9 protein-coding genes are annotated in these 12,381 nt (G+C 56.7%); 3 read left to right on the top strand and 6 right to left on the bottom strand.

The genetic code is table 11. The features are described from left to right. Nucleotides 1-16: 16 nt before the first annotated feature. Together FY156_20205 and FY156_20200 are read right to left on the bottom strand one after the other, a co-directional pair. Nucleotides 17-529: an RNA polymerase sigma factor gene (locus FY156_20205; protein ID UXS03857.1), complete on the bottom strand. Its 513-nt coding sequence runs from the start codon at nt 527-529 to the stop codon at nt 17-19. Between the two features lie 91 nt (nt 530-620). Then, on the bottom strand, nt 621-1,451 hold the full coding sequence (locus tag FY156_20200) for an SDR family NAD(P)-dependent oxidoreductase (GenBank protein UXS03856.1): 831 nt from the start codon (nt 1,449-1,451) through the stop codon (nt 621-623). Nucleotides 1,452-1,683: 232 nt separating this feature from the next. On the opposite strand from FY156_20200, the gene FY156_20195 reads away from it, so the two are divergent. Then, a complete protein-coding gene (locus tag FY156_20195; GenBank protein ID UXS03855.1) occupies nt 1,684-2,583 on the top strand; it encodes an alpha/beta hydrolase in 900 nt (299 codons plus the stop codon). Between the two features lie 265 nt (nt 2,584-2,848). Here the strand turns inward: FY156_20195 and FY156_20190 are convergent, their stop codons facing one another. Then, on the bottom strand, nt 2,849-3,052 hold the full coding sequence (locus FY156_20190) for a cold-shock protein (GenBank protein UXS03854.1): 204 nt from the start codon (nt 3,050-3,052) through the stop codon (nt 2,849-2,851). 293 nt (nt 3,053-3,345) lie between these two features. Here FY156_20190 and FY156_20185 point away from each other — a divergent pair, with 293 nt between their 5' ends. Beyond that, nucleotides 3,346-3,591 carry a hypothetical protein gene (locus tag FY156_20185; GenBank protein UXS03853.1) on the top strand — a complete coding sequence of 82 codons (246 nt, stop codon included), beginning with the start codon at nt 3,346-3,348 and terminating at the stop codon, nt 3,589-3,591. A gap of 493 nt (nt 3,592-4,084) precedes the next feature. Here the strand turns inward: FY156_20185 and FY156_20180 are convergent, their stop codons facing one another. Then, nucleotides 4,085-5,122: an aldo/keto reductase gene (locus FY156_20180; protein ID UXS03852.1), complete on the bottom strand. Its 1,038-nt coding sequence runs from the start codon at nt 5,120-5,122 to the stop codon at nt 4,085-4,087. Nucleotides 5,123-5,264: 142 nt separating this feature from the next. Between FY156_20180 and FY156_20175 the strand changes: the two genes are divergently transcribed. Continuing rightward, complete coding sequence (locus FY156_20175; protein UXS03851.1) at nt 5,265-6,170, top strand: LysR family transcriptional regulator; 906 nt, start codon at nt 5,265-5,267, stop codon at nt 6,168-6,170. Nucleotides 6,171-6,206: 36 nt separating this feature from the next. On the opposite strand, the gene rnk is transcribed toward FY156_20175, so the two are convergent. Together rnk and FY156_20165 are read right to left on the bottom strand one after the other, a co-directional pair. Then, nucleotides 6,207-6,614: a nucleoside diphosphate kinase regulator gene (gene rnk / locus FY156_20170; protein ID UXS05168.1), complete on the bottom strand. Its 408-nt coding sequence runs from the start codon at nt 6,612-6,614 to the stop codon at nt 6,207-6,209. Between the two features lie 398 nt (nt 6,615-7,012). Next, on the bottom strand, nt 7,013-12,187 hold the full coding sequence (locus tag FY156_20165) for an ice nucleation-like protein (protein ID UXS05167.1): 5,175 nt from the start codon (nt 12,185-12,187) through the stop codon (nt 7,013-7,015). Nucleotides 12,188-12,381 lie beyond the last annotated feature (194 nt).

Below are 12,381 nucleotides of genomic sequence, written 5' to 3'. Positions count from 1 at the left end.
TTGAGCGTGAGAGTGGTCAGCGCTCTGCATTCATCTGTGCACGCAATCGCTCAAGCGCGACTACCATATGACCGAAAACCGTCTTTGGCGATATTCCGAGACGTTCGCCAATCTCGACATATGTCAGGCCTTCGATCCGGGATAGCAGGAACACCTCCCGTGCCCGAGGAGGCATGTGCTCGAGGGCCGCCTGAACGCGCAGGAGTTCCTGGCGGCTGATGGTAGCCGCTTCGGCCGAGGGTGTCGGGTCCGAGATGGATTCGAGGCCGTCGATCCCGTCGATGAAGGGGCCAATCTTTTTACGGCGTTCGTGGTCAAGCGCGAGGTTGCGTCCCGTGATCACGAAGTATCCCGCCAGATCAACGACATCGCGCAGGAGGCCCGGACGTTCCCAAAAGCGTATAAAAGTATCCTGCATGAGATCGGCAGTGGTCGCCGAGCAGTGAACGCGACGGTAGATGACACGTGTCAAACGAGCGCGCACGTCCAAAAATGTCTTGAGAATTTCGGACTGTTCGACGCTTTCCATGGAATGCTGCTATCATCCTTGCACACAAAAAATCAAGAGAAAGATGACGATAATAGTCATGTTTTTATTTGTTGTGAGATGAGGCGAGCAGTCATCCCTCAAAGTCGGTGAAACTGCTGAGGGACGCCCATTTTTCAAGTTCTGCGCGCCGGGACGTATTCGCGTTACGGATCGCGGCTAAGGCGTCACTACCCAAGGCCAAGCGAGACGGTGGATTTTCCATCTGGGCAATTTTTAAGATGACCTGAGCGGCCTTGGCTGGATCGCCTGGCTGGCGTCCATTGTAGTCACGTTGAAAACGTGCGGCAGCACCGACCACCGCATCATATTCTGGTCGGCCTTCGCGCAGTTCAGTTGAGCTTCCCGCGAAATCGGTTCTGAAGCCACCGGGCTCGATAATTGTTACCTTCACGCCGACAAGCGCCATCTCCTGCGCCAGAACTTCTGAAAATCCTTCCACACCCCATTTGGCTGCGGAGTAACTCGCACGTCCCGTGGAACCCAGACGGCCACCGACCGAAGAGACATTTATGATGTGTCCGTGACGCTGTTCACGCATCAGCGCGATGACAGCCTTGGTGACAATGATGGTACCAAACAGATTTGTCTCGATCTCGCGTCTCATTTCTTCGATATGAGTATCTTCGATTGCACTGACGTTGCCGTAACCCGCATTGTTGACGACCACATCGAGGCCTCCAAAGGCTGACTTTGCAAATTGTACAGCATCGTCCGCAGCTATTGGATCGGTGACATCAAGCGGGAACAGCACAACTCGAGCGGCATGTTTTTCAACCAATGGCTTGAGCGCGTCCACGTTTCGGGCAGTCGCGACAACTTGGTCGCCACTTTCAAGCGCTGCTTCCACCAAGGCTCTTCCGAGGCCCCTGGAGCTTCCCGTAACCAGCCACCTTCTAACCATCGCCTTAACCCTTAATCCTGTTGCATTGGCGATGATATTTCAGCCCAAGTGTATCTCGGCTGTGTCGGGTTTTGTCGCGTTTGCAAGTCTGTGTAGCAAACGCTCCTATCTACACACTCTGGTACACTTAAGCGCCAACCCCAACACACCGGAGACACAAGAGCCCCCGACGATAGCGTCCGCTCCGGACAGATGAGTGCCGGAGACGATCAATTGTCTAGGAGGCTTCGAGATGCGCAAATCGGTAACGTTCAAGAGTTCCGACCTAATTATCGCTGGGAACCTGTTCACATCGGATGAGCCCAATGGCCGAACAATCGTAATAGGCCATCCGGGCACCGCGGTTAAGGAGCAATCCCCCGCCCTCTATGCGCAGAAATTGTCAGAACAGGGCTTTACGCTGCTGACATTCGATGCTGCTTATCAAGGAGAAAGTGAAGGCTCGCCGCGCGGTTTGGAAAATCCGGCTCAGCGGGTTGAAGATTTCAAGGCGGCTGTTTCTTTTCTCAGTGTGCAATCGGACATTGATCCCGCCCGGATAGGGATCCTTGGTATATGTGCGTCTGGTGGCTACGCAATTCCAGCTTCCGTCGGCGACCCTAGAGTAAAGGCAGTTGCTACAATTGCAGCTGTCGATGTTGGGCTGCAGATACGTGCCGGGGCAGACGGAAATCAGGATCCATCTGTCCTCATCAATCTACTCGAAGCGGCTGCTGAAGCACGTACTCGTGTCGCGGCTGGCGAAGAGATGGGGCGATTTCCTGTCTTTCCCGCCGGTCAGGAAGAGGCGCGAGCGGGTGGCCTTCATGTCTTCGAAGGGTGGGAATACTACTGCACAGACCGGTGCAGCCATCCGCGTTCTGCCAGATCTCTTACTTGGGATAGCGTCGATCGGATGGCCACATTCGATGCATTTCGCTTTATAGAAATGATCTCTCCTCGCCCTCTCCTGATGATCACAGCAGAAAATGCTGTAACCGCATGGATGACGTTGGATGCCTTCGAGCGCGCTAAGGAGCCTAAGATGCTCTATGTGGTCGACAACGCAACTCATGTCGATCTTTATGATCGCGAAGCGTCCGTCAATGACGCTGTATCCAGGTTGGTTGATTTCTTTTTACAAGCGCTCTGACGTTTCAAGCAGGAGGAAGAACTGCCGGTTACGCTCCCGGCCTTCGCTGATCAGAAGAGCCACCCAGCTCCTTGACGCCTTGGTCTTAATGGCGAGAATAATCTCGCTCGTCGCATCATCTGAAGTTTAATGTCTATCTTCAGGCGCGATGAGAGATTTGTCCTAAGCTGATTGTTTGAATTTAGGTCAATAATTTTTGGTTGCGCCGCCACGTAACAACGCGGCGACGCACCATTGCACGCAGGTGCGTGCGAAAGCAGATCAATCAGACAGAAGTGACGTTTTCCGCCTTGGACTTTCCGGTTTTCCGGTCCTGGCCAAGCTCGTAGCTCACTTTTTCGCCGTCACGAAGCGGGGCCGAACCCTGGACTGCCGAAATGTGGACGAAGACGTCAGCGCCGCCGTTATCCGGCGTAATAAAGCCGAAGCCCTTGTCCTGATTGAAAAATTTTACTGTGCCAGTGGCCATGTATATCCCCGTAAATGATCGGCGGCTTGTTTGCCGCTGCGGGAGAATAGGTATCGATGCCGTCAACGGCAATCCTGTTTTTACTAAAAAACCATGCGAGGCCGGTTTGCAGGCAAGAAATATCCGCTTTCAGAACGGCCGGTGAATGAGGAACACTCGAATCTTGCCCCTCAAATCACCATCATTAGCACAGTCGCTTTGGCTGACGAGAAATCAACGTGCCATGAGGAAAGGAACTCGGGCTATGACGGTTCGCCGGAGCGGAACGTGATTGGAGAGGGAGTTTTTAAAGGATGACATTGGGAGAGCTTATACGCGCCTACCGTCCGCACTTCGAGGATGCTTCAGTGGGCGTCCGGCGCAGTTGGGAAGAGACGTTCAGATATACCCTCAAGTGTTATCCGGAAGCGACCAAACTGGAGGATTTCGACCTCGATGCGTTGAGTGAAAAAATGGCGGGGGCAGGCATCCAGAAGCCGTTCGTCGACGGTTATGTCAATCGCTGGCGCGAACTTTTGAAACTTGCAAACGAGCTCTGATCCCGCTGGATTTTTCCTGACCAAATCCGCCCTGAATTAGACCTGAAGCACGCCTCGAATATGGACATTGTACCTGATCATCCCCATCTCTGGTTAGAGTTCAATAAGGAAGGTTGCGATGTCGCGTCCTGCCGTTCCGGCTGTCCAAAATCAGGTTGTTCAGGTTCTTGCGCCGGCACGATTGTCGCGTCGGGCCACAGTACTCTGCGAGTGCTGTCGGGAACGCAAATCCGCGCGCGATTTCGACATGGATGGATGCGGGATCTGCAACAGTTGCCTCGAGTGCGACACGCTCCTCGTTCAGCTGGATTCTGATGACGAAAGCCCTGGAGCCTATACCATAACCGTTGACCGAAACGGCTGATTGGTGCTCGGTTCTGCCCAAGCTTCAGTTTCTCGAACCGTGCAACCCGAGCTGTATTTGGAACCCAGCGAAGCCGGGTGGATGGAAATACCGAGTGGGCGTTACGATCCACCCCAATCTTCGTTTTAGTTACCCACCGATCGGTGGGTTAAGGCGCGCAAATCCTTCCTGACGGTAGTAGGGTGAGTGCGGGTAGGGAGGCGTCACAGCGCTTGCTTCGTCAAGTGTTCGCAGTTGAGCGGGGTTGAGGGTCCAGCCGATTGCACCGAGGTTCTGGCGCAGTTGATCCTCATTGCGCGCGCCGATGATGACCGAGGAAACGGTCGGGCGTTGCAGAAGCCAGTTGAGTGCGATCTGCGACACTGTCTTTCCGGTCTCCCCGGCTATTGCGTCGAGAGCCTCAACAACGCGATAAAGCAGTTCATCGTCAACCGGTGGCCCAAAGCTCGCAGTTTCATGCAGCCGACTTTTTTCCGGAAGCGGGGCGCCGCGCCGGATTTTCCCAGTCAGCCGTCCCCAGCCGAGCGGCGACCAGACCATTGCACCAAGGCCCTGATCCTTGCCGAGAGGCATGAGATCCCACTCATAATCACGCCCGATAAGGGAATAATAGACCTGGTTCACCACATAGCGTGGCCAGCCGTGTCGTTCGGCAACAGCAAGTGATTTCATGATCTGCCAGCCGGAGAAGTTCGACACCCCGACATAACGGATCTTGCCGGCGCGAACGAGCATATCGAGCGTCGACAGGACTTCCTCGACCGGCGTAGCCGCATCGAAGGCATGAAGCTGGAAGATATCGATATGATCGGTGGAGAGACGGCGCAGCGCATTTTCGACGGCCTTCACCAGATGAAAACGCGAGGAGCCCCCATCGTTCGGTCCATCACCGGTTGCGAGTGTCGCCTTGGTCGAAATCAGAACCGCATCGCGTCGCCCCCTGATTGCCCGACCAAGCAGCTCTTCCGACGCACCATTGGAGTAGACGTCAGCAGTGTCGAACAGATTGACGCCAGCCTCCAGGCAAATGTCCACGAGGCGACTTGCCTCCGTTGCATCAGAGGTGCCCCAGTTGCTGAACAGTGGGCCTGTTCCACCAAAAGTTCCTGTTCCGAAGGAGAGAACTGGGACCTTGAGTCCCGACCTTCCGAGATAGCGATATTCCATGACACCAACCTTTGTCTGATGATGAGCGATCAGAACCCCGCGGCCATATCTTCGGCTTGCGTGACTGTGAAATTAAGATAGGCGACGGAACGTCATTGAAATAGACTGATTTAAATAACATCACTTGTGAGATAGATTCATCATGGCAAGACCTGAGGTAAACCGGTTCGGTGAGATGGAGGTCTTTGTGCGGGTGGTCGAACTCGGCGGTTTCTCGCAGGCGGCTAGGGCGGCGCATCTCACACCGTCAGCGGTCAGCAAACTCATCGCCCGACTGGAGACGCGCCTCGGCGCAAGGCTGCTTAACCGATCAACACGGCAATTGAAGCTCACGGCAGAGGGCTGCGTTTTTTATGAGCGCGCAACCCGCCTGCTTGCCGACCTCGAGGACGCGGAGCGAACAGCAGGTCTCGGTGAGCAGGCGGTGGGGCGTGTTCGCGTGAACACGAGTGCCTCCTATTTCAATCACATTCTCGCGCCGGTCTTGCCGGAATTTCTTGCGCGTCACGCTGGCGTGACGGTCGATTTCATGCAGACCGATACCGTTGTTGATCTCGTGACGGACAGGACAGATGTTGCGATCCGGGCCGGGCCGTTGAAAAGTTCCAGCCTGTTGGCACGCAAGCTTGGCCAGACGCCGCTCATGATCGTGGCAGCGCCCTCTTACCTGGAGCGGTACGGTGAACCCCGGGCGATTGAAGACCTCGAGGCGCATAATCGCCTCGGCTTCGGATATCCCAGATCCGTTGAAGGATGGCTGCTTCACGACGGCGTCAAAATGGTCAACATTCCGGTCACCGGTCGGGTTCAGGTCAGTGACGGTGAAGGCATGCGCCATCTCTGCCTTGCAGGCGTCGGCATCGCCCGACTTGCAGCCTTCACGGTGAGAAAGGACATTGCCGCTGGCCGGCTCGTGGCACTTCTTGACCATCTCGACCCGGGACAGGAGGAGGAATTCCATGCTGTCTATATCGGCCAGGGCGGCCCGGTACCGTCTCGCGTCCGTGCACTGTTGGACTTCCTGGCCGAAAGAGGAAGGGTGAACTAGGCGAATATCACCCTTTTTGCTTCTGGCTCGCTCAGATCACTTTACCTGAGTGGGCGCTTTCACCGTCTCGACTGTCAGCCTGTGTACGCGGTTGTCTCGCGCGGTCCAGTCGATCGACTGCCCGGACGACAAGCCAATCAATGCGGCGCCAATCGGTGTCATGATCGAGACTTTTCCTTCGGCAATGTCGGCCTCACCGGGATAGACGAGCGTAACCTGGCGGTCTTCACCAAGATCGCTGGTATAACGGAGAGACGATCCCATTCTGACGACACCCTCTGGCAGTTCCAGATCATCGACAATGCGGGCGCGTTCCAGTTCGGTCAGGAGCGCATCCGAGACCTCCGGGTTTTGCAATGCCTGACTGTCGGCGAGCTTTGTGAGGCGTTCGTATTCCGAACGGGCGATGGTGATGGAAGGCTTGCTCTTGTGTGCCACGTCAATACTCTTGAATATTCGCGGCTGCAGTCACTGCGCCACGTGATGATTTCAGGAAATTTCAGGATCGCTGTCGCCTTGATTGTTGGCGGACGGTAAAGCCAACACTTGCGCCCCTCGACCGGGCGCGACACGACCGGGCCGGGGGTCAGATTCCCGCGATGACAAAAACCCGCTTCAAAACGGTATCGAGACACATGATTAGCATGAGCTGAACATGGCTCTGTCACCTCTTCCAGTCAACCCAGATGGCCGTAGCGTGGGAAAAAACAAGTTAGGCAGTCGGCTGATTGTTTCGGAGATAAGAAACACGCTGGCTAGTGTTGGGCTGAAGCTGCAAAGGTATCTCAACCTTTCGAAGACGATGTGAGCAGAGCTCTGATGCTCTGCTCATGAGGCCAGTGTCAGACATCCTGATAAGACGAAATCGCCGCAGTAACGTCAGATGGTTCCTGTGCCTCTGCTTCCGTCCCAGTCTGCGTGGCGGAGCTGGACGGAGCGGCATCCTGAGAGGCGCTGCTTGCCTCCATTTCAGTCTTCAATGCAGCAACCTGTGCAGATGTCATGGCGGCGATCTGGCCCGGTGTGAAGGCTGCGGCCTGCGAGGCAGTCAGTGCTGCAAGCGTGCCGGTACTCAATCCGGTGATCGCGTTTGAAGTCAGGCTGATGAGTTGTTCTGCCGAGAACGCTGCCAGATCATCGCCCGCGAGTGCCGCCGCCTGCGTTGAGGTGAGGGCGCCGACCTGCGATATCGACAGTGCCGCGATTTGAGCAGCACCCATTGCCGCGACCTGACCGTAGCTGAGAGCAGCCACTTGGTTTGTCGACAGGGCGGCAATCTCACCGGTCGTCAGGGCTGATACAATGGCCGTTGACAGTCCTCTGATCGCAGTCGAGCTGATTGCCGCCAGCTTCTCTGTCGAAAAGGTTGTCAGGTCCTCCGTCGTCAATCCCTGAAGCCCACCAGAACTCAATGCTGCGATCTGGCTCGTCGTAAGGATATCGATTTGGCCCTTGCTGAGAGCCCCAACCTGATCGCTCGTCAGTCCAGAGACACCCGACGTGCTAAGGGCCGCGACCTCAGCCGAAGAAAGAGCCGCAATGAAGTCGGTCGGGAGCCCTTTAATTGCGTTAGCGCCAATAGCGGCAAGCTCTTCAGGCGAAAAGGTCTCCAGCTTTTCGGGCGAAAGCGCCTTGATCGCATCCGAACTCAGCGATGCGATTTGCCGGCTGGACAGGGCCTCGATCTGCTCGACACTCATTGCACCTGCCTGGGCGCTGCTCAGTCCGGCTATAGCCTTGGCGTCGAGTGCTGCGATTTTTTCGGCCGAAAGCGAAGCGATGCCGGATGGGCTCAACGCCGCGGTCTGTTTCGAGGAAAGGGCGCCGATCTGGCTATTCGTCATGGCATTGAGCTGATCCGTGCTCATTGCGGTGATTTGCTCGGTGGTCAGGCCAGCTATCGCTGCTGTTGAGAGAGCGGTTACCTGTGTCGTCGTCAACGCTGCAATCATTGCGCTCGACAGGCCCGAAACTGCGGATGAACTGATGGCACCCAACTCCGCAGTGGTGAAGGTATCGAGATCGTCTGCACCAAGTACGGCAATCTGTTTTGCGCTCATCGCGCTGATCTGGGCACTGGTGAAGCCCTCGATCTGGGCGGTGCTTAGAGCGGTGATCTGATCGGTCGTCAGGCCTACTATTCCGGCGGTGCTGAAGGCTGCGATCTTGTCCGTCGAGAGGGAGGCGACGCCGGACGCGGTAAGGGCGGCGGTCTGTCTGGAGGAAAGAGCGCCGATTTGAGACGTCGTCAAGGCATCGAGCTGATCGATGTTCAGTGCCGCGAGCTGGCCAGTGGTCAAGCCCGAGATTGCGGCCGTACTCAGCGCGTTAATCTGGGCCGATGTCAGCGTCATAATAGTTGCCGCCGACAGGCCAGAGATGGCATTCGAGCCGATTGCTGCCAGATCGGCAGTCGAAAACATAGCCAGACCGTCTGCGCTCAGCGACGCAATCTGCTTCGAACTCAGTGCGCCAACCTGGGTGCTGGTCAACGCTTCAACCTGATCGGTTTTGAGCACTGCAATCTGATCTGAAGTCAGTCCGGCTATGCCGGAAGGTGCAAGCGCGGCAATCTGATCGACGGAAAGCGAGGCTATGTCAGCGGTTTCAAGTGCTGCGATCTGTTTTGAGGTGAGGGCTCCAATCTGAGCGGTTGTCAGGGCACTCAACTGTTCGGTATTCAGTGCCTCGATCTGCACCGTGGTAAGCCCTGAAACAGATGTGGAGCTCAATGCAGCGATCTGGGCTGTCGTAAACGATGCAATCGTTGTCGTTGAGAGGCCGGAAATCGCGTTTGAACCGATTGCGGCAAGCTCTGCTGTGGTGAACGTGTTTACACCCTCCGCACTCAGAGCGCCGATCTGTTTCGAGCTTAAGGCGCTGATCTGGACACTGGTCAGGGCCTCGACCTGCCCGGTGCTAAGGGCGCCAATCTGATCCGTGCTCAGGCCCGCTACGCCCGCTGTGCTCAATGCGGCAAGCTGTGATGTCGAAAGCGACGCGACATCGGCGGCTCGCAATGTCGCAATCTGTTTAGAGGTGAGTGCACCGATCTGGGAAGTCGTCAAAGCCTTGATCTGGTCGGTGGTGAACGCGCCAACTTGAGCAGTGCTCAGTGCTCCTATCCCTGCGGTCGAAAGTGCAGCGATCTGCGCCGTCGTCAGCGATGCAACGGTCTGCGGCGACAGGCCGGTGATTGCGCTTGAGGCGATCGCGGCAAAATCCCTGGTGGAGAACATGCTGATCGCGTCTGCGCTCAGCGCGGCAATCTGTTTGGAGTTCAAAGCACCGACCTGTGCGCTGGTCAGCGCCTCGACCTGATTGAATGCAAGCGCCGTAATCTGTGCTGTACTCAGCATGCTGACGCTTAGGGAGTTGATGGCGGCGATCTGGGATTCGCTCATCTGGACCAGAATTTCTGTCGACAATCCCGAGATCGCGCTTGAACTGATCGCGGCAATGTCCTTGGTCGTAAAGGTTGCAATGCCTTCAACGCCCAAGACAGTGATCTGCCTAGAGGTAAGCGCGCTGACCTGCACGCTGGTGAAGGCCTCGACCTGCGCCGTGCTCAAGGCGGCGATCTGTGCAGTGCTTAAGGCGCCGACGCTCTGTGAACTGAAGGCGGCGATCTGAGCCGTCGTCAGGGAGGTGAGGGCGTCCGTCGACAATCCTGCGATTGCGTCTGCACTGATAGCGGCAATATCCTTTGTCGAGAATTGCGCCACGCCTTCGGCCCCAAGCTCGGCAATCTGCGCGGAGCCGAGATTGCGGATCTGCAAACTCGTGAGTGCTTCTGCCTGACTGGTCGTAAACGATGCCAGTTGCTGGGTGGTGAGCCCTATTATGCCCGACGAACTCAAGGCGGCGATCTGAGCCGTTGAAAGAGCGATTATATCGTCCGGGCTCAAGGCCGAAACCTGCGCCGAATTCAACGTCGCAATCTGTTTGGTCGAAAGCCGTGCAATCTGATCGGTGCTGAGAACCGCGATCTGACTGGTCGACAGCCCCGTCGTCCCGTCCGTGCTCAACGCAGCAATCTGGCTTGCAGAAAGCGAAGCAATATCGTCGGTGGTCAACGCCGAGATCTGAGCAGAACCGAGTGCGGCAATTTGTGCGGTCGTGAAGGCCGAGATCAGCTCGGCGCTCAGCGCCGATATCTGATCAGCCGTCAAGCCTTTGACGCCAGACGCGCTCAACATAGTGATCTGGCTCGACGACAACATTGCGATATCATCGTCCAGTGCCGCTACCTGGGCGGCGTTCAATGCCTTGAGTTGCAGGTTGGAGAGCAGGCTGACCTGGTTACCGCTCAGAGATTCAATCTGGGTTGCTGTCAGTCCAGAAACGGCACTGGTGCTCAGAGCTGCGATCTGATCTTGCGTAAGTGCTGCAATGACATCGATGCTCAATCCGGCAATCGCCTTGCTGCCAATGCCTGCGATCTCGGCAGTCGAAAACGTTGCGAGATCCTCTGGTCCAAACGCTGCAAGCTGAGCTGAATTCAAGGATTTAACCTGTGCCAGCGAAAGAGCTTCAACCTGCGAGGTGTTCAGAGCCTCGAGCTGATCTGCGGTCAATCCTGTAACCGCACTGGTGTTGATGGCGGCAATCTGGGCAGTTGTGAGTGCTGCAATCGCTTCTGCGCTCAATCCCGCTATAGCCCTGGCGGTAATCGCTGCAACATCGGCAGTCGAAAACGTCGCGAGACCCGCCGGGCTGAGCGCCGCAAGTTGCGTTGAGCCGAGTGCCTTTACCTGCGTCGGCGAAAGGGCCTCGATCTGCTGGGTGCTGAACGCCTCTATCTGCTCGGCGGTCAGGCTTGAGACGGCACCGGTGCTGAGTGCGGCGACCTGAGCTGTCGACAGCGCCTCGATCTGATCAGCCTGCAAGGCCTGAAATTGTGCTGCCTTTAGCGCGGCGAGCTGCACGGTCGTCAATGCAGTGACCTGATCTTTCGTCAGGGAGGCAATCGCTTCTGCGCCCAATCCGGGCATGGCCTTGGCCGCAATCGCTGCGATATCTGCGGTGGAGAAGGTTGAAATGTTGTCGGCACTCAAGGCAGCAAGTTGCGTCGAGTTTAGTGATTTTACCTGTGCCGGAGATAGGGCTTCCGCCTGACCTGTTGTCAGGTTCGTGAGCTGAGTAGCCTTGAGCGCCGCAATCTGCGCGCTCGTCAACGCGGTAATCTGCTCCGGACTGAGAGCTCCGATCTGATCGGATGTAAAACTTGCAATCACGCTCGAATTGAGTGCCGCGACCTGCCCCGTGCTCAGCGCTGCAATCACGTCTGTGGTCAGTCCTGGCATCGCTCTGCTCGAAATCGCCGCCATGTCGGCAGTCGAGAAGGTCGCGATCGCCTCGGCGCTCAACGCGGAGAGTTGGGTCGAGCTCAACACCTTGACCTGGGTTGGCTTCAAAGCCTCAACCTGCTCAGAGCTCAAGGAAGCAATCTGGCTGGTCGTCAACGCGGCAATGGCGCTGGCGCTGAGCACGGCGATCTTGTCCGGCGAAAGTTCGGTGATCGCTTCCGTGTTCAAACCGGACACGGCGCTCCCCGAGATGGCTGCGATATCTGCTAGTGAGAAGGTGGCGATGTTGTCGGCGCTCATCGCAGCAAGCTGCGTCGCACTGAGCGACTTTACCTGCGCCGGCGAAAGGGCTTCCACCTGGCTCGTGCTCAAGGCTTCAATCTGGAGCGTCGTCAGGCCCGTGATTGCCGAAGCACTCAGAGCGACGATCTGTGCGGTCGAGAGGGACCCGACGAGATCGGCATTCAAGGCCTGGAGTTGCGATGCCTTGAAGCTGGAGAGTTGGGCGGCGGTCAGGACGGTGACCTGCTCTGTCGTGAGGTTGGCAACCGCACCGGTGCCCAAACCCGCGATTGCCTTGGCCGAGATCGCGGCGATATCGGCCGTCGAAAATGTTGCAATCGCCTCTGCACTCAAGGTCGAAAGTTGTGCCGAGGTCAGCGACTTCACCTGTGCCGACGTTAAGGCTTCGACCTGCTCTGTAGTCAATGCGGCGACTTGTGACGTTTTCAGAGCGGCAAGCTGTGCGCCCGTCAATGCGCTGACCTGATCTGTCGTGAGCGAGGCAACCACTTCGGTACTCAACCGGAGCATGGCTTTGCTCGAAATCGCGGCGATGTCGTCAGTCGAAAAAGTTGCGATCCCTTCAGCGCTCAGGAGGGAGAGTTGCATCGAGTTGAACG

The organism is Agrobacterium tumefaciens (genome assembly GCA_025559845.1).
Taxonomy (GTDB): Bacteria; Pseudomonadota; Alphaproteobacteria; order Rhizobiales; family Rhizobiaceae; genus Agrobacterium.
Note: the sequence above shows the minus strand (reverse complement) of the source record. Positions and strands in the feature narration are given on the sequence as shown.